A 17,875-nucleotide genomic window follows, 5' to 3' on the forward strand; every position below is an offset into this window, starting at 1 on the left:
CCGGGGCGGGGGCCGGAGTGGCGCGCGGTCAGGGGCGGCCCCCGCGCGGACGGTGACGCCCTGGGGCACCGCCTGGATGCTGCTCGCCTTCATGCTGGTCAACTTCGCCGACAAGACCGTGCTTGGCCTGTCCGCGAGCCCGGTCATGGACGAGCTGGGGCTGACCCGCGAGGAGTTCGGGACCGCGTCGTCGGCCTTCTTCGCCCTGTTCAGCCTCGCGGCACTCGGCGGCTCCGCGCTCACCCGGAGGGTGCGCACTCCGGTGCTGCTCCTGGGGATGGCGCTTCTGTGGTCGGCGGCGCAACTGCCCATGGTGTTCGCCGCCGCGGGGTTCGGGACGCTCCTGGTGACGCGGGTCCTGCTGGGCGCGGCCGAGGGCCCCGCGGCGCCGGTGGCGACGCATCACCTGCACGGGTGGTTCGCGCAGCGGGACCGCACCCTGCCGACCTCGGTCCTGCTCTTCGGCGCCTCGGCGGGCGTGGCCGTCGCCGCGCCCACGCTGGGCCTGGTCATCGACCGCTGGGGCTGGCGCGCGGCCTTCGGCACGGTCGGCGCGGCGGGGCTGGCGTGGGCGCTCCTGTGGCTGCGGTACGGGCAGGAGGGCCCGTACGCGCCCCGTACCGCACACCACCGGAACGGGGAGAGCGGCCGTCCCCAGAAGCACGCACCGGGGCAGGGGCACGCGTCGGCCCCGGGGCACCGGGAGCACCCGGAGGGCCCGGAGGCGGAGCGACCGCGTCCGCTGCCCTACCGGCGGATCCTGCTCTCGGGCACCTGGCTGGCCGCCGCCTGCGGCGCGTTCGCCGCGTACTGGACGCTCTCGGCCGGGCTGACGTGGTCCGCGGACTACTTCCAGGAGACGTCCGGGCTGAGCCTGCGGCACGCCAGCCTGCTGATCATGCTGGCCGCGCTCTCCAAGGGGCTGGCCATGGTCACGCACGGGCTGATCGTGCAGCGCGCGGTGAGACGCGCCGCCAGGGGAGGCCCCGTCAGCCGCGCCCCGTTCTCGCACGGGGTCAACAACGGTTCGCTGATGCTGGTCTCGGCCGTGGCGACGGCCGTGTTCGCGACGACCGACGTGCTGTGGCTGAAGGTGGTCCTGCTCCTGGGGCCGATGGCACTGGCCGACATCATCCTGTCCGTCGCCACGACAGCGGTCTCCCGGATCGCCCCCGCGCCCCAGCGCGGCGTGGCCCTGGGAGCCCTGACCGGAATCTTCGCCCTGGGCGGCTTCCTCGCGCCCCTGGTGATGGGCCGGGTCGTCGACGCGGGCGCCTCGGTGTCCGGCGGCTACCGCGACGCCTACCTGCTGATGGCGGGGCTCCTCTGCGCCGCCGGGCTGATCGTGACGTGCTTCCTGCGCCCCGCACGGGACGCGGCACGCCTCGGCGTCCCCGAGGAACCCCCGCACGACGGGCCGGGGACGCCCGGAACGGCGCGGGACGCCGGTCCCGGTGCCGATGCCGGTACGGGGACGGACGCCCACCCACGCCCCCGTAGCGGCGACGCACCGCCTGCCCCCCGACCATCAGAACGCCCGCTGTGACCGCCACGGCGACGCCGACCACCGCCACGAAGGGGGCTCGCAGCAGCAACGCGAAGGGGCCGCAGCCCAGCTACGCCGCCAGTTCCGCCAGGCCGGGCGGATCCGGCCTGCGCTCCTCCAGCACCGCACGCACGCGGGCCGCTGTGCGCGCCCCCGCCGTACGGACCGTCCTGGACGGCAGCCCGGCGTACCGCCGGTGCCGCGCCCACGCCCCGCCGCCCCGTGCACCGGTACCGGCTCCCGCGACCGGGCCCGCGTTCACGTCCGCATCCGCGTCCGCGTCCCCCGTTCGGCCCTTCCGGCCGCCGTCCCCCGGCCTGGTCACGGGCCCGTTCAGCGCCGTGCGAGGGCGTTGTCAGTGGCGGGGTGCACGATGGGAGACATGGACGGGATCTCGGCACTCGACGCCTTCTCCCCCGCGACCAGGGCCTGGTTCACGGGGGCCTTCAGCGCGCCCACCGCCGCGCAGGCGGGCGCGTGGAAGGCGCTCGCCGAGGAGTCGGACGCGCTCGTCGTCGCGCCCACCGGATCCGGCAAGACGCTGGCCGCCTTCCTCGCGTCCCTCGACCAGCTCGCGTCCACGCCTCCGCCCGCCGACCCGGTCAAGCGCTGCCGGGTCCTGTACGTCTCGCCGCTCAAGGCCCTCGCCGTGGACGTCGAGCGGAATCTGCGCAGCCCGATGACGGGCATCCGCCAGGAATCCGTGCGGCTCGGGCTGCCCGAGCCCGACATCCGGGTCGGGATCCGCTCCGGCGACACCCCGCCCGCCGAGCGCCGCTCCCTCGCCCGGCGCCCGCCGGACATCCTCATCACCACACCCGAGTCGCTGTTCCTGATGCTCACCTCCGCGACACGGGACGCGCTCTCCGGCGTCGAGACGGTGATCCTGGACGAGGTGCACGCCGTCGCGGGCACGAAGCGCGGCGCCCATCTGGCGCTCTCCCTGGAGCGGCTGGACGAGCTGCTGGAGCGCCCGGCCCGGCGCATCGGCCTGTCCGCGACCGTGCGCCCGGTCGACGAGGTCGCGCGCTTCCTCTCCCCGCGCCGCAGCGCGACGATCGTGCAGCCGCCCTCGGGCAAGGAGTTCGAGCTGTCGGTGGTCGTCCCCGTCGAGGACATGGGGGAGCTGGGCGCCTCGCCCGCGCAGGACGCCGGGAGCGACGGCCCCGGGGGCGGCGGGAAGCCGTCCATCTGGCCCTCCGTCGAGGAACGCATCGCCGATCTCGTCCAGGCACACCGCTCCACGATCGTGTTCGCCAACTCCCGGCGCCTCGCCGAGCGCCTGTGCAACCGGCTGAACGAGATCGCGTACGAACGGGAGACCGGCGAGCCCCTTCCCGAACACCACTCCCCCGCCGAGGTGATGGCCGAGGCGGGCGCGGCGAAGGGCGCCCCGGCGCTCCTGGCCCGCGCGCACCACGGGTCGGTGTCCAAGGAGCAGCGCGCCCAGGTGGAGGAGGACCTGAAGGCGGGCCGCCTCCCCGCCGTGGTCGCCACCTCCAGCCTGGAGCTGGGGATCGACATGGGCGCGGTGGATCTGGTGATCCAGGTCGAGTCGCCGCCCTCGGTCGCCTCCGGGCTCCAGCGGGTCGGCCGCGCGGGGCACCAGGTGGGGGCGGTGTCGGCCGGTGTCGTCTTCCCCAAGTACCGGGGGGATCTCGTCCAGTCCGCCGTCGTCACCGAGCGGATGCGCGAGGGTGCCATCGAGGCGCTGCGCGTCCCCGCCAACCCGCTGGACGTGCTGGCGCAGCAGCTCGTCGCCATGACCGCCGTCGACACCTGGGACGTCGGGGAACTGCTCGCCGTCGTGCGCAGGGCAGCGCCCTTCGCCTCGCTCCCGGAGTCGGCGTACCACTCGGTGCTGGACATGCTCGCCGGGCGCTATCCGTCCGACGCGTTCGCCGAGCTGCGGCCCCGCGTCGTGTGGGACCGGGTCGCGCAGACGGTCAGTGCCCGCCCCGGTGCGCAGCGGCTCGCGGTCACCTCGGGCGGCACCATCCCGGACCGCGGCCTGTTCGGGGTGTTCCTGGCCGGAGCCGATCCGAAGAAGGGCGGCGGCCGGGTCGGGGAGCTGGACGAGGAGATGGTCTATGAGTCGCGGGTCGGCGATGTCTTCACTCTGGGCACCACCTCCTGGCGGATCGAGGACATCACCCGCGACCGCGTCCTGGTCTCGCCCGCCCCGGGGGTGCCGGGGCGGCTGCCGTTCTGGAAGGGGGACCAGCTCGGCCGCCCGCTGGAACTGGGCCGCGCGCTGGGCGCCTTCCTCCGCGAGATCGGCTCCCTCACCCCCGAGGAGGCACACGCCCGCCTCACCTCCGCCGGGCTGGACGAGCTGGCCGTCTCCAACCTGCTCGCGTATCTCAAGGAGCAGCGCGAGACGGCGGGCCATGTCCCGGACGACCGCACCATCGTCGTCGAACGCTTCCGTGACGAGCTGGGCGATTGGCGCGTCGTCGTCCACTCACCCTTCGGCGCCCAGGTGCACGCCCCCTGGGCGCTGGCGCTCGGCGCCCGCCTCACCGAGCGGTACGGCATGGACGCCCAGGTGATGCACGCCGACGACGGGCTGGTGCTGCGTCTGCCCGACGCCGATCTGCTGGGCCTCGATCTGCTGGACGAGGTCGCCGCCACCGGCCCCGGCAGCAACGGCGGCACGAGCCGCAACGCGGGCGGAGGCGCGGGCTCCGGCGGGGGCGCCTACGACGCGGAGCAGGCGCCCGTCGGCGTCTCGGACGTCCTGTTCGACAAGGGCGAGGTCCAGCAGATCGTCACCGACCAGGTGGGCGGATCGGCCCTGTTCGCCGCCCGTTTCCGCGAGTGCGCGGCCCGCGCGCTGCTCCTCCCCCGCCGCAACCCGGGCAAGCGCACCCCGCTGTGGCAGCAGCGCCAGCGCGCGTCGCAGCTCCTCCAGGTGGCGAGCGAGTTCGGCTCGTTCCCGATCGTCCTGGAGGCCGTGCGCGAGTGCCTCCAGGACGTCTTCGACGTGCCGGGTCTCGTCGAGCTGATGGGCGACATCGAGGCCCGCCGCGTCCGCATGGTCGAGGTCACCACACCCGAGCCCTCGCCCTTCGCGCGCTCCCTCCTCTTCGGCTATGTGGCGCAGTATCTGTACGAGGGGGACTCACCCCTGGCCGAGCGCCGCGCCGCCGCGCTCTCCCTCGACTCCCGGCTGCTGGCCGAGCTGCTGGGCCAGGCCGAGCTGCGCGAACTGCTGGACGCCGACGTCCTGTCCGAGCTGGAGCGCGAACTCCAGTGGCGTACGGAGGACCGCCGCGTCAAGGACGCCGAAGGGGTCGCCGATCTGCTGCGGCTGCTGGGCCCCCTCACCGACGGCGAACTGGCCGAGCGCGGCGCCGAGCACGCCTGGCCCCGCGAACTGGAATCGGCCCGGCGCGCCATCCGGGTGCGTGTCGCCGGGCACGAGCACTGGGCGGCCGTCGAGGACGCCGGACGCCTGCGGGACGCGCTGGGAGTGGCGCTGCCCGTAGGGGTGCCGGAGGCGTTCACCGAGCCCGTCGCCGACCCGCTGGGTGATCTGCTGTCGCGGTACGCGCGTACGCACGGCCCGTTCGTCTCCGCCGACGCGGCGGCCCGCTTCGGCCTGGGCACCGCCGTCGCCGACGGCGCCCTGCACCGGCTCGCCGCCGCCGGCCGCCTCGTCCAGGGCGAGTTCCACCCCGCAGGCGCCGGGCAGGAGTGGTGCGATCCCGCGGTGCTGCGTCGGCTGCGGCGCCGTTCCCTCGCGGCGCTCCGCGAGGAGCTGGAACCGGTGCCGCCCGCCGCGCTGGCCGCTTTCCTCCCGCAGTGGCAGCACGTGGGCACCCGCAGCCTGCGCGGCATCGACGGGCTGCTGCGCACCGTCGAGCAGTTGCAGGGCGCGCCCGTGCCCGCCTCTGCTCTGGAGAAGCTGGTGCTGCCCGGCCGCGTCCACGACTACGCCCCTGCCATGCTCGACGAGCTGACCGCCTCCGGAGAGGTCGTGTGGGCGGGCGGGGGCGCCCTCCCCGGCAAGGACGGGTGGGTCTCCCTCCACCTCGCGGACACGGCACCGCTGCTCCTGCCGCCCCCGCTGCCCGTCGAGCTGACGCCGCTGCACCAGTCGGCGCTGGAGGTGCTCGCTCCCGGCTACGGCCTGTTCTTCCGCCAGATCGCCGACCAGGTCCGCGCCACCACCCACCCCGAGGCCACCGACCCGCAGCTCGCCGACGTGCTGTGGGACCTGGCCTGGTCGGGCCGCCTCACCAACGACACGCTGTCCCCGCTGCGCTCCCTCCTGGGCTCGGGGCGTACAGCGGGCGCCACGGCGCACCGCGCCAAGAGAGCGGTACCCCGCGGACGTTACGGCTCGCTGACCGCCGCCACGGCCCGCGCGGGAACCAACCGGCCGACGGCCTCGCGGGGCGGCCCGCCGACGGTCGCCGGGCGCTGGTCCCTGCTCCCAGCCCTGGAGCAGGAGCCCACCCACCGCGCCCACGCCCTGGCCCGCACCCTGCTGGACCGGCACGGCGTCGTGACGCGCGGAGCCGTCGCCGCCGAGGGGGTGGAGGGCGGCTTCTCCGCCGCGTACCGGGTGCTGGCCGTCTTCGAGGAGAGCGGGCAGGCACGCAGGGGCTATGTGGTGGAGGGGCTGGGAGCGGCCCAGTTCGCGATGGACGGCGCCGTCGACCGCCTCCGCGCGGTGAGCACGGCCCGCGAGCGCGAACCCCAGCTCCGCACGGCCGTCCTGGCCGCCGCCGATCCGGCCAACGCGTACGGCGCGGCCCTCCCCTGGCCCGAGCCGCCCTCCTCCGGCGGAGTCGGCGCACGCGCGGCGGGCACGGCGGGCGCGGCACACAAGCCGGGGCGCAAGGCGGGAGCCGTCGTCGTCCTCGTCGACGGCGAACTGGCCCTCTACATGGAGCGGGGCGGCAAGACCCTCCTCGCCTGGCCGGGCACCAGCGCGGAGGCGGCGGCGGACGCGGCGGCCGAGGCCGGGGTCGGGGTCGGGGTCGGAGCCGCCTCCGCCTTCGCCGGGGCGCCAGGTCCGGGGGCACCGGCCGGCCCGCCCGGGACCGGCACCACGGCCACCGTCGGCCGCGCGGCCGACGGCGCCCCGGGCGAGGCCACGCCACGCCTGCGCGCCGCCGCCGAGGCGCTGGCACGCTCGGCCCGCGAGGGCGCCCTGGGCACGGTCACGGTCGAACGGATCAACGGCTCCCCGGCCCTCACCTCACCCTTCGGCGCTCTCCTGGAGGCCGCGGGCTTCCTCGCGACCCCGCGCGGGCTGCGGCTGCGAGCGGGATGAACGGGGCGAGCGGAGTGAGCAGTGAGACGAGCACCTGCCCGGCGCCGACGTCGCGCTCCGGACCCGCGCTCCTGCGAGGATGACCGCATGCCCGAAGGAGACACCGTCTGGCACACCGCGCACCGGCTCCACGAGGCACTCGCGGGCCGCGTCCTGACCCGCACCGACTTCCGCGTCCCCCGCCTCGCGACCGCCGACCTCACCGGGCGCCAGGTCCTGGAGGTGGCCCCGCGCGGCAAGCATCTGCTGACCCGCGTCACGGGCGGCCTGACGCTCCACTCCCACCTCGGCATGGACGGCTCCTGGCGGATCGCCCCCACCGGACGCGGCCCTCGCGGCGGACCGGCCCACCAGATCAGGGCCGTCCTCACCACCGAGGACAACACCGCCACCGGCTACCGCCTCCCCCTCCTCGAACTGCTGCGCACCACCGAGGAGTCGCACGCCGTCGGCCATCTGGGCCCCGATCTGCTCGGGCCCGACTGGGACGCGGAAGAGGCCGTGCGCCGCCTCCGATCCGCACCGGAACGCCCCCTCGCCGAGGCCCTGCTCGACCAGCGCAACCTCGCCGGGATCGGCAATGTCTACGCCGCCGAGCTGTGCTTCCTCGCCCGCGTCTCGCCCTGGACACCCGTCGGCGGCCTCCCCGGCACGCTGCTGCCCCGCCTCCTCGCCGCGGCGCACACTCTGCTGGAGGCCAACAAGGACACCTACGACCGGCGCACCACCAAGACCGGGCTGCGTACGCCCAGGGGCGGCGCGCGCGGGGGCCCGTACGACCGGGACCGCGCACTGTGGGTCTACGGGCGCGAGCACCGCCCCTGCCACCGCTGCGGCGCCACGATCCGCACCGGTACGTACGGCCCGCCCGACCGGTCCCGCACCGTCTGGTACTGCCCCCACTGCCAGCCGGGCCCCCTCCCCGGCCCCACCCCTGCACCCGCACCCGGCCACAGCACCGGAACCGACACGGACACCGGGACCCGCGCCCACACCGAACCCGACTGAGTCCGACGAGCCCCGACGGAGCCGACGCCGCCCCGCTGCCCGACCCCGTACGGGCGGACCCCGCACGACAATTGACGCCCCGTCAGATCGCTGCGTACCGTCATACGCCATGAGCCTCCCGGCGTACGACCTCACAGGCCGCACCGCGCTCGTCACCGGAGCGGCGAGCGGCATCGGCCGCGCCACAGCCCTGCTGCTCGCCGAAGCGGGCGCCACGGTCCACTGCGCCGACCGCGACGAGAAGGGCGCCCACGCCACGGCCGCCGCCATCACGGCCGAGGGCGGCGCCGCGCACGCGCACACCGTCGACGTCACCGACCGGGCCGCCGTCGACGCGGCGGTCGCCACGGCCGTACGTACCGGTGGCCGCCTCGACATCGCCGCCGCCGTCGCGGGCGTGATGCACAGCAGCCCCGTGCTGGAGACCGACGAGGCGGACCTCGACCGGATGCTCGACATCAACTTCAAGGGCGTGCTCCGCACCTGCCAGGCGGCGGCCCGCAGCATGATCGAGACCGGTACGCGCGGCAGCATCGTCACGATGGCCTCCGGCGCCGTGGACACCGGCGGCCCCGGGCTGCTCTGCTACGGCGCGGCGAAGGCCGCCGTCGTCCAGCTGACCAAGACCCTGGCCACCGAGGTCGGCCGTCACGGCATCCGCGTCAACGCCGTCGCCCCCGGCTGGATCCGCACCCCCATGACCGAGCGCAACGACGACGCGGCGCAGCGCAGGACCGAGGAGGCCATGACGCGGATGTCCCCCCTGGGGCGGGTCGGCGAACCCGAGGACGTGGCCCACACCGTGCTCCACCTCGCCTCGGACGCCGCCGCCTTCACGACCGGCCAGATCCTCCGCCCGAACGGCGGCGTGGCGATGCCCTGGTAGACCGGACGCGTCCGGCGGCCCTGACACCTCTGGCCGACCTGACCGGCCTGGCGGCGCCGACGGCCCTGGCAACCCCGGCAGCCCTGGCGGTCACGGCGCCGAGTCCTCCGCCCCGCCCCGCGTCGGCCCCCGTCCGGGACCCGGCACCCCCGCGGCCTCCCCGTGCCTCGTCCCCGTACGGCCCCGTGCCCGGCCTCATGGCGGACCCCGGTCCAGGTCCAGCGCCCGGCGCGGCACCCGGCCCCGCAGCGGCCCCGGCCCCCATCGCGAACCCCGCCCCCACACCCTCGCCCCGCACCGGGCCGCGCGGGGCACCCACCCCCGTACGGCTCCCCGGCGCACGCGTCACGCTCACCGGCAGCAGGCTCAGCCCCCATCCCCCGGCCGTCACGGACGCCTCCAGCGGACCGCCCTCCCCCACCGCCAGCCGCCATATGGCGCACAGCCAGCCCACGGCGAAGACGGCACTCAGGACGCAGCGGGCCACCAGCAGCGGGCCCACGTTCATCTCGGCCATGTCCGTCACCTCCCGCCTCGCGGGCCGGGCGCTCCCCCGCCCCGCCGTCCATCGTCCCGCACCCCGCGCACACGCGCGACCACACACCGGAAGCGCGAAGGAGACCCGTGGAGGACAAAAGAAGGCCCGTCGAGGGCAAGCGGACCACAAGAGGACAGCAAAAAGCCCCGCCGGAACCTTCCAGCGGGGCCCCTCACCTCATACGTTTCGCACGCCTGTGAAGAAGCGGCCGGTCACGGGGACCGTGGTCACGCCCGACGGGGCGGGTCACGTGTCTCAGGCCGCGACCACGTCCACGGCTTCCGCCGGTGCCTTGATCGTGACACGCTCCTCTGGCACACCTGTGACGGAGGTCACCGTCACCGGATTGAGCACCGGTCGCATCGGCGGCACCGAGTCGCTCGCGGCGGACTCGGCCAGCTCCGCGAGCGCCAGCTCGTCGCTGACCTCCCGCATGAGCTCGGACATCCGTACGTCGAGTGCGTCGCAGATCGAGGACAGCAACTCGGACGAGGCTTCCTTCTGACCGCGCTCGACCTCGGAGAGGTAGCCGAGCGACACACGGGCGGACGAAGAGACTTCGCGCAGGGTACGGCCCTGGCGCTGGCGCTGCCGACGCAGCACGTCACCCAGCAGGCGACGGAGCAGAATCATCGGTGCTCCTCCCTCTCAACGCGCGGCGTCTTCCACAGCCTGATTCCGACTGGCCCGTTGGGCCAGGATCCTTCCCTGGATCCTTCACGCTCCACCGTACCGCCTCGGGCTGTGCCCGTGCGGGGAGCGATGTCGTGTTCACTCAGGGCTGCAAACATCCATTCCCCCCTGGTTGTTCCGTATCCTGTGCCCGCGCATTCTCCGTGAGTTCCCCGAAGAGCAGCGCGAGCACCTTGTCGACGGATTCCGCGCGGATGGCCGAACGGTCCCCCGCCAGCGCCAGCCGCACGGCACGCGCACCTCCGCCGGGCCCCGCGACGGCCACGAAAACAGTTCCTACCGGCTGGCCGTCCTGCGGCTCGGGGCCCGCCACGCCGGTTGTGGAGACGCCCCAGTCGGCGCCCAGCGCCTTGCGCACGCCCCCCGCCATCTGCCTGGCCACCTCGGCGTCGACCGCGCCCCGCTCCGTCAGCAGGGTCCCGTCCACACCGAGGACGTCGCGTTTGAGCGGGGTGGCATACGCCGTGACGGAGCCGCGGAAGACCCGCGAGGCTCCCGGCACCGCCGTGATCCGCGCGGCCACCAGGCCACCGGTGAGCGACTCCGCGACGGCCAGTGTCTCCCCACGCCGCGCCAGCTCCTCCAGCAGCCGCGCGGCCACGGACTCCGCACCGGATTCCGCACCGGCCCCGGTCTCCGCGCCGCGCACGTCCTCAGTCCCGGTCACGGCCGCTCCGCTCCCGGCGCCCGCTCGCCCCCGGCCCCGGACCCGATCCCGGGCCCGGCGTCGCCCCCCGTACCCGTACCCGTACCGGCACCCGCGTCCGCCATCCGCGCGGCGACCCGCTCCCGCGCGCGCCCCACGCGCCGCAGCACGAGCGCCTGGCGTACGTAGTCGAGCCCGGTCACGACCGTCAGCAGCACGGCCAGGGCCATGACCCACCAGCGCAGCGTCGCCAGGGGCCCGGTCAGCGCCAGCACGTACATGCCCACCGCGACACCCTGCGCCAGGGTCTTCAGCTTGCCGCCCCTGCTGGCGGGGATCACCCCGTGCCGGATCACCCAGAACCGCATCAGCGTGATGCCCAGCTCGCGGAAGAGGATGACACCGGTCACCCACCACGGCAGGTCGGACAGCGCCGAAAGGCAGACCAGCGCCGCGCCCATGATCGCCTTGTCGGCTATGGGGTCGGCGATCTTCCCGAAGTCGGTGACGAGGTTGTAGCGGCGCGCCAGCTCACCGTCGAAGAGATCGGTGATCATGGCGACGGTGAACGCGGCCCACGCGTACGAGCGCCACACCGGGTCGTGCCCGCCGCCGTAGAGCATCAGCGCCACGAAGCCGGGCACCAGCAGCAGCCGCACCATCGTGAGGATGTTGGCGATGTTCCAGAGACTGACCTGCCGCACTGCCACGGCAGCCTTCGGCTTGGCCATCGCACCGCCTCCGGCCGCGGAGGCAGGCACCCCGCTCATCTGCCCGCCTCCTCGTTGAACCCTTCGGCCCCCTCGCCGAGCGGCTCGGCGATCAAGTCCACCCCCTCGGTCGCGACCACCTTCGCTTCGACCATACGTCCGACCACCAGTCCCTGTCCCCGTGAGGCCGCACCAGCACCGGCACCCGCACCGGCGCCCCCGTCCGCGCCCTCGCCCTCGCCCTCGGAGGCGGCCAGCAGGATCTGCCCGTCCGTCTCCGGGGCCTGGTGCGCGCCACGGCCCACGGGCCCGTCGTCGCCGTCGACCGACTCGACCAGCACCCGGACCGTCTCGCCCAGCCGCTCCTCGGCGCGCTGCGCGGTCAGCTCCTCGGCCAGCCGGGACACGCGCTCCAGGCGCTCGGCGACGACCTCCGGGTCGTTCTTCTCGCCGTAGCCGGCGGCCTCGGTGCCCTCCTCGTCGGAGTAGCCGAACACGCCGATGGCGTCCAGCCCGGCGGAGCCGAGGAAGCGCTCCAGCTCGGCCACGTCCGCCTCGGTCTCGCCGGGGAAGCCCACGATGAAGTTGGACCTGACGCCCGCCTGCGGGGCCTTGCCCCGGATGGTGGTGAGCAGTTCGAGGAAGCGCTCGGTGTCGCCGAAGCGCCGCATCGCGCGCAGCACCCCGGGCGCCGAGTGCTGGAAGGAGAGGTCGAAGTAGGGCGCGACCTTGTCCGTGCCCGTGAGCACGTCGATCAGTCCGGGACGCATCTCGGCGGGCTGGAGGTAACTGACCCGGACACGCTCGATGCCGTCGACCGCGGCCAGCTCGGGCAGCAGCGTCTCCAGCAGCCGGATGTCGCCGAGGTCCTTGCCGTAGGAGGTGTTGTTCTCGGAGACGAGCATGACCTCCTTGACGCCCTGCTCGGCCAGCCAGCGCGTCTCCCCCAGCACGTCGGAGGGGCGGCGCGAGATGAAGGAGCCGCGGAAGGAGGGGATGGCGCAGAACGAGCAGCGGCGGTCGCAGCCCGAGGCGAGCTTCACGGAGGCCACCGGGCTGGTCCCGAGCCGACGCCGCAGGGGCGCCCTGGGCCCGGAGGCGGGGGCCAGCCCGTCCGGGAGGTCGGCGGGCGGCACCTCGGGAACCTCGGGAACCTCGGCGAGGGTCTGTGCGTGGCCCGGCAGCGCGACGGCTCCGGCCGACTGCCGCTCGGCGGGGCTGACCGGCAGCAGCTTGCGCCGGTCCCGGGGCACGTGGGGTGTGTGGACGCCGCCGCTCAGGATGGTCTGGAGGCGGTCGGAAATGTCCGAGTAGTCGTCGAAGCCGAGCACGCCGTCGGCCTCGGGCAGGGCTGTGGCCAGCTCCTTGCCGTAACGCTCGGCCATGCAGCCCACGGCGACCACGGCCTGGGTTCTTCCGTGGTCCTTGAGATCGTTGGCTTCGAGCAGGGCGTCGACGGAGTCCTTCTTGGCGGCCTCGACGAAGCCACAGGTGTTGACGACGGCGACATCGGCGTCGGCGGCCTCCTCCACGAGGTCCCAGCCATCCGCCGCCAGGCGGCCTGCGAGCTCCTCCGAGTCGACCTCGTTACGGGCGCAGCCGAGAGTGACAAGTGCGACGGTACGGCGTTCGGGCATGGACTCAGCGTACTTTGTCCCGGCAGGGCGCCCTGTCGCCAGGGCTGCCGCCGGAACCGCCGGGGCTGCCGCCGCCCGAGCTTTCGCCGGGGCTCAGCCCGCTTCCGGATCGCCCCGCGTGTAGCTGACGCGCTGGACCTGGCCGACCTCGCCGACGTCCTTGACCTCCTTGCCGTTGACCCACAGCTTGACCCCGCCCGCGTTGCCGAGCACCAGGTCGAGCCGCTTGTCGTCGGTCAGGGTCTTGGACTCGCCCTGTTTCAGTACGCCCTCGTGGATCAGGCGGCCGTTGTGGTCCTTGGCGGAGACCCAGCTGCTCTTCTCGGCGGTCATGCGCACCGTCACCTTGTCGGCCGGGGCCGCGGCGATGGCGCTGTCGGAGGGCTTGGGGTCGGGTTCGGGGGAACCGGTGCTCTCGTCCGGCTCCTTCTCGTTCTCGGCGGGCTGCTCGCTGGGGGTGTCCTCGGCGACGGGCTTGCCCGAGTCGCCGCCCTCGTCACCGCCGCCGCTGAATGCCGTGAAGCCGACGAAGCCGACCACCGCGACGATGGCGGCGACCATGGCGGCCGTCCAGTTCGGGCGGCGCGGCTCGGGCCTGATGCGTTCCGCTTCGAAGAGCGTCGCAGGGGCCGTGGGTTTTGGGCGCCCGCCGTGCTCGGAGTCGAACTGCTCCACGAGTGCGTCGCCGTCGAGTCCGACGGCACGGGCGAGGGTGCGGATGTGCCCGCGGGCGTAGACATCGCCGCCGCACCGGGAGAAGTCGTCCTCCTCGATCGCCTGCACTATGGGCACGCGCACGCGGGTGGACGTACTGACCTCGTCCACGGTCAGCCGTGCGTCGATTCGGGCCTGTTGGAGGGCTCGACCGACCGATGGCCGGTCCTCTTCCGGGGAGTTGCCGATGGACACGGGGGCGCCTTTCGAGCGTGTAGCCACCTGCTGGAGGTTCAGTCTAGGGCCGTTGCAAAAGGGTGGGGCAAGCGGGCGGACCGAGTTTGTCCGCCATCAGGATTGCCATACCGCCTGACGGTGTCACTTCCGGCCGCTTCCTTCCTCAACTTGACGTATCGACTGAGGAAACGGTTGCCTCGCTGACCCTTACGGGTGAGTCTCCCCCCGGATCACCGCGAGCACGCCCTCCAATTCATCGGGCTTGACCAGCACGTCCCGCGCCTTGGACCCCTCACTGGGCCCGACCACGCCACGTGACTCCATCAGGTCCATGAGCCGTCCCGCCTTGGCGAAACCCACCCGCAGCTTGCGCTGGAGCATCGAGGTCGATCCGAACTGGGTGGAGACCACCAGCTCCGCCGCCTGGCACAGCAGGTCCAGATCGTCGCCGATCTCCTCGTCGATCTCCTTCTTCTGCCCCTGCCCGACGGTGACGTCCTCGCGGAAGACGGGCGTCATCTGCGCCTTGCAGTGCTCGACGACCCCGCTGACCTCGTCCTCCGTGACGTAGGCGCCCTGCATACGGGTGGGTTTGCTCGCGCCCATCGGGAGGTAGAGCCCGTCGCCCTTGCCGATGAGCTTCTCGGCGCCCGGCTGGTCGAGGATGACGCGGCTGTCGGCCAGCGAGGAGGTGGAGAAGGCCAGGCGGGAGGGGACGTTCGCCTTGATCAGGCCGGTGACGACGTCCACCGAGGGCCGCTGGGTGGCCAGCACCAGGTGGATGCCCGCGGCGCGGGCCAACTGGGTGATGCGGACGATCGCGTCCTCCACGTCACGCGGCGCCACCATCATCAGGTCGGCCAGCTCGTCCACGATGACCAGCAGATACGGGTACGGAGCCAGCTCGCGTTCGCTGCCCTCGGGCGCCTTGGCCTTGCCGCTGCGTACGGCGGCGTTGAAGTCGTCGATGTGGCGGTAGCCGAACGCGGCCAGGTCGTCGTAGCGCAGGTCCATCTCGCGCACGACCCACTGGAGGGCCTCGGCGGCCTTCTTGGGGTTGGTGATGATGGGCGTGATCAGGTGCGGGATGCCCTCGTACGCGGTCAGCTCCACGCGCTTGGGGTCCACCAGCACCATCCGCACGTCCTCCGGGGTGGCGCGGGCCATCACGGAGGTGATGAGGCAGTTGATGCACGACGACTTGCCGGAGCCGGTGGCGCCCGCGACCAGGATGTGCGGCATCTTCGCGAGATTGGCCGAGACGTACCCCCCTTCGACGTCCTTGCCGAGCCCGACGAGCAGCGGGTGATCGTCGCCCGACGACTCGGCCGACCGCAGGATGTCCCCCAGGTTGACCATCTCGCGGTCGCTGTTGGGGATCTCGATGCCGACGGCGGACTTGCCGGGGATCGGGTTGATGATCCGCACATCGGGGCTGGCCACGGCGTACGCGATGTTCTTGGCGAGCGCGGTGATCTTCTCGACCTTGACGCCGGGGCCCAGCTCGATCTCGTAGCGCGTGACGGTCGGGCCCCGGGTGAAGCCCGTGACGGCCGCGTCCACCTTGAACTCGGTGAAGACCGTGGACAGCGACGCGACGACCTCGTCGTTGGCGGCGCTGCGCGTGCGTCCGGGGCCGCCGCGCTCCAGCAGGTCGAGGGAGGGCAGCGCGTACGTGATGTCGCCGCGCAACTGGAGCTGCTCGGCGCGCGGGGGCAGGCTCTCGGGGTCCGGCGGCGCGGCGGCTTTCGTCAGATCGGGTACGGGCGTGCGCTCGGTGGGCTCCTCCTCGCCGCGCGCCCCGGGCACGGTCGGGCCCCGGTCCGCACCGGAACCGGACGACCCGGACCCGGATGAGCCGCCGGATGAGCCGTGAGCGTCCGGCTCCCCGTCCCGCGCGGCTCTCCTGCGCTCGGCCGACACCCCGCTGGTGAGGTCGGCGACGAGCGGGGAAGGCTGCACGCCGTGCAGCACGGCGCCGTCCAGGGCCGCCGCGGCGGCGGTGGCGACGTCCACCGCGTCCGAGGAGCCGGAGGCGGGCAGCGGGTCCTGGCCCGGCGCCCCGGCCGCGCGACGGCTCCTGCCGCCCTTGCGGGCCGCGCGACGGCTGTCCAGCGCCTCCTTCTCCGCGAGCGCGGGGTCGAGGTGGTCCTTACGCATGCTGTGCCGCTGTCCGCCACGGGAGCCGGTTTCGGCGCCGTCCTCGGCGTCGTCGTACGCGGCGGCCGTCTCCTCAGGGCCCGGCGTCACCACGCCGAGCCGCACGCCCAGGGCACGCAGCCGCCGCGGAATGGCGTTGACGGGCGTGGCGGTGACGACCAGCAGCCCGAAGACGGTGACGAGGACGAGCAGGGGCACCGCGAGCACGTCGCCGACCGTGAAGACCAGCGGCCGGGAGGCGGCCCAGCCGATCAGGCCGCCCGCGTCCTGTATGGCGCCGATCCCCTCGCCCCGCCCTGGCGCGCCGCAGCCCAGGTGGACGAGCCCGAGAACGCCGATGACGAGCGCGGAGAGCCCGATGACGATACGTCCGTTGGCCTCCGGCTTCTCCGGGTGCCGGATCAGCCGTACGGAGATCACGCCGAGCAGTATGGGCACGACGAGGTCGAGCCGTCCGAAGGCGCCGGTGATGAGCATCTCGACGAGGTCGCCGACCGGTCCCTGGAGGTTGGACCAGGTGCCGGCGGCGACGATCAGGCCGAGGCCGAGAAGGAGCAGCGCCAGCCCGTCCTTGCGGTGCGCCGGGTCGAGGCCCTTGGTGCTGCGTCCTATCCCGCGGAACAGGGCACCGACGCCGTGCGCGGTGCCGAGCCAGACGCCGCGCACCAGGCGCAGCACGCCCGAGGTGGGCGAGGGCGCCGGCTTGGCGGGCGCCTTGGCCCCCGGCTTCTTGGCCGGTGCTTTCTTGGCGGTGGCCTTCTTCGCCGGGGCCTTTTTCGCGGCAGCCTTCTTCGCGGGTGCTTTCTTGGCTGCCTTTCCGGTTCCGGACGTACGTGAGGCCATGGTGGTGAGGTTACCGCCGACGGACGGCTGAGGCACGGATGCCTGGAGGCACAGCAGTGCGAAGGGGGCCGGTGGGCGCCTCTGGTGACGTGGCGTCAACGCGCGTGGACGGCGTCGTGGGCCGCCAGGGCCGGACGCTGCGGGGGACCGAGGGCCCCGTGGGCCGGAGCCCCTCGCCGCGCCCCCTCGCGGGGAGACACGCCGAGGGGCCCGGCACCGGCCGGGCGGAAGGCGGCCTCGCCGGCCGCCCGGAGGGGATCAGTTCTGCGAGGGGACCTGGGCCGAGCTGCCGCCGCCGCCCGCGCCCGGCTCCAGGGCGTCAAGTGCCCTGCGGAGCCCGGTGAGTTTGCGCTCCAGGTGGGCGGCCGTGGCGACCGCGGCGGAATCGGCGGAATCGCCGAGCTGTTTGGAGAGCGCCTCGGCCTGCTCCTCCACCGCGGCGAGCCGCGCCGAGAGTTCGGCGAGCAGCCCGGGCGGCTCACCCTCGTCCCCGGAGGGCGCCTCCGGCTGGTGGCCGCCGCCCTCGAGCTGGAGCCGCAGCAGGGACGCCTGCTCCCGGAGCTGCACGTTCTTCATGTACAGCTCCACGAAGACCGAGACCTTGGCGCGCAGCACCCAGGGGTCGAAGGGCTTCGAGATGTAGTCCACCGCGCCTGCCGCGTAGCCGCGGAAGGTGTGGTGCGGGCCATGGTTGATGGCCGTGAGAAAGATGATGGGGATGTCCCGTGTGCGCTCGCGGCGCTTGATGTGGGCTGCGGTCTCGAAACCGTCCATGCCCGGCATCTGGACATCCAGCAGAATGACCGCGAAATCATCCGTCAGCAGCGCTTTGAGCGCTTCCTCCCCTGACGATGCCCGCACCAGCGTCTGATCGAGCGCGGAGAGAATGGCCTCCAGCGCGAGCAGATTCTCCGGCCGGTCATCGACCAGGAGGATCTTGGCCTTCTGCACCATGGCCCGTCCTCCTCGCCCCGGCAGCCCATCGGACGCCGCCCCTGGGAGCGGCTCCTTCACACCGCCGCCCGTCCTT

Annotated in this window: 12 protein-coding genes; 4 read left to right on the plus strand and 8 right to left on the minus strand. The window is 73.7% G+C overall.

Annotated elements, in window-relative coordinates:
• Positions 1-52 precede the first annotated feature (52 nt).
• Entirely contained in the window at positions 53-1,546 is a 1,494-nt protein-coding gene (locus ACYVOO_RS11545; RefSeq protein ID WP_461015553.1) for an MFS transporter, read from the plus strand.
• Positions 1,547-1,616: 70 nt separating this feature from the next.
• Here the strand turns inward: ACYVOO_RS11545 and ACYVOO_RS11550 are convergent, their stop codons facing one another.
• Positions 1,617-1,808, minus strand: coding sequence for a hypothetical protein (locus tag ACYVOO_RS11550; protein ID WP_461015554.1), 192 nt, complete (start codon positions 1,806-1,808; stop codon positions 1,617-1,619).
• Positions 1,809-1,919: 111 nt separating this feature from the next.
• Between ACYVOO_RS11550 and ACYVOO_RS11555 the strand changes: the two genes are divergently transcribed.
• The 3 genes from ACYVOO_RS11555 (at position 1,920) to ACYVOO_RS11565 (ending at position 8,727) form a co-directional block, all read left to right on the plus strand.
• On the plus strand, positions 1,920-6,833 hold the full coding sequence (locus ACYVOO_RS11555) for an Lhr family ATP-dependent helicase (protein WP_461015555.1): 4,914 nt from the start codon (positions 1,920-1,922) through the stop codon (positions 6,831-6,833).
• 87 nt (positions 6,834-6,920) lie between these two features.
• Complete coding sequence (locus ACYVOO_RS11560; protein WP_461015556.1) at positions 6,921-7,841, plus strand: Fpg/Nei family DNA glycosylase; 921 nt, start codon at positions 6,921-6,923, stop codon at positions 7,839-7,841.
• A gap of 109 nt (positions 7,842-7,950) precedes the next feature.
• Positions 7,951-8,727: an SDR family NAD(P)-dependent oxidoreductase gene (locus ACYVOO_RS11565; RefSeq protein ID WP_461015557.1), complete on the plus strand. Its 777-nt coding sequence runs from the start codon at positions 7,951-7,953 to the stop codon at positions 8,725-8,727.
• A gap of 793 nt (positions 8,728-9,520) precedes the next feature.
• On the opposite strand, the gene ACYVOO_RS11570 is transcribed toward ACYVOO_RS11565, so the two are convergent.
• The 7 genes from ACYVOO_RS11570 to ACYVOO_RS11600 all read right to left on the minus strand — a co-directional run bounded on the left by ACYVOO_RS11570 (position 9,521) and on the right by ACYVOO_RS11600 (position 17,799).
• Entirely contained in the window at positions 9,521-9,898 is a 378-nt protein-coding gene (locus ACYVOO_RS11570) for a helix-turn-helix domain-containing protein (RefSeq protein ID WP_453346742.1), read from the minus strand.
• A gap of 142 nt (positions 9,899-10,040) precedes the next feature.
• Positions 10,041-10,607, minus strand: a complete 567-nt coding sequence (locus tag ACYVOO_RS11575) for a CinA family protein (RefSeq protein WP_461015570.1) — start codon at positions 10,605-10,607, stop codon at positions 10,041-10,043.
• Between the two features lie 14 nt (positions 10,608-10,621).
• On the minus strand, positions 10,622-11,374 hold the full coding sequence (gene pgsA, locus ACYVOO_RS11580; protein WP_461015558.1) for a CDP-diacylglycerol--glycerol-3-phosphate 3-phosphatidyltransferase: 753 nt from the start codon (positions 11,372-11,374) through the stop codon (positions 10,622-10,624).
• Positions 11,371-12,951, minus strand: coding sequence for a 30S ribosomal protein S12 methylthiotransferase RimO (rimO, locus tag ACYVOO_RS11585; protein ID WP_461015559.1), 1,581 nt, complete (start codon positions 12,949-12,951; stop codon positions 11,371-11,373). The genes pgsA and rimO overlap by 4 nt, the downstream gene beginning before the upstream one ends.
• Positions 12,952-13,044: 93 nt before the next feature.
• The gene (locus ACYVOO_RS11590; RefSeq protein ID WP_461015560.1) at positions 13,045-13,860 is read right to left on the minus strand and encodes a helix-turn-helix domain-containing protein; all 816 of its coding nucleotides are present in this window, start codon (positions 13,858-13,860) and stop codon (positions 13,045-13,047) included.
• Between the two features lie 189 nt (positions 13,861-14,049).
• A complete protein-coding gene (locus ACYVOO_RS11595; protein ID WP_461015561.1) occupies positions 14,050-16,845 on the minus strand; it encodes a DNA translocase FtsK in 2,796 nt (931 codons plus the stop codon).
• A 258-nt stretch (positions 16,846-17,103) separates the two neighbouring features.
• Positions 17,104-17,799: a response regulator gene (locus ACYVOO_RS11600; protein WP_453346747.1), complete on the minus strand. Its 696-nt coding sequence runs from the start codon at positions 17,797-17,799 to the stop codon at positions 17,104-17,106.
• Positions 17,800-17,875: the final 76 nt, after the last annotated feature.

This window comes from Streptomyces daliensis, from assembly GCF_054782395.1.

Coding starts and splice junctions, on each gene's coding strand:
- ACYVOO_RS11555 (WP_461015555.1), top strand. CDS start 1,920: ATGGGAGACATGGACGGGATCTCGGCACTCGACGCCTTCTCCCCCGCG.
- ACYVOO_RS11560 (WP_461015556.1), top strand. CDS start 6,921: ATGCCCGAAGGAGACACCGTCTGGCACACCGCGCACCGGCTCCACGAG.
- ACYVOO_RS11565 (WP_461015557.1), top strand. CDS start 7,951: ATGAGCCTCCCGGCGTACGACCTCACAGGCCGCACCGCGCTCGTCACC.
- ACYVOO_RS11570 (WP_453346742.1), bottom strand. CDS start 9,898: ATGATTCTGCTCCGTCGCCTGCTGGGTGACGTGCTGCGTCGGCAGCGC.
- pgsA (WP_461015558.1), bottom strand. CDS start 11,374: ATGAGCGGGGTGCCTGCCTCCGCGGCCGGAGGCGGTGCGATGGCCAAG.
- rimO (WP_461015559.1), bottom strand. CDS start 12,951: ATGCCCGAACGCCGTACCGTCGCACTTGTCACTCTCGGCTGCGCCCGT.
- ACYVOO_RS11595 (WP_461015561.1), bottom strand. CDS start 16,845: ATGGCCTCACGTACGTCCGGAACCGGAAAGGCAGCCAAGAAAGCACCC.
- ACYVOO_RS11600 (WP_453346747.1), bottom strand. CDS start 17,799: ATGGTGCAGAAGGCCAAGATCCTCCTGGTCGATGACCGGCCGGAGAAT.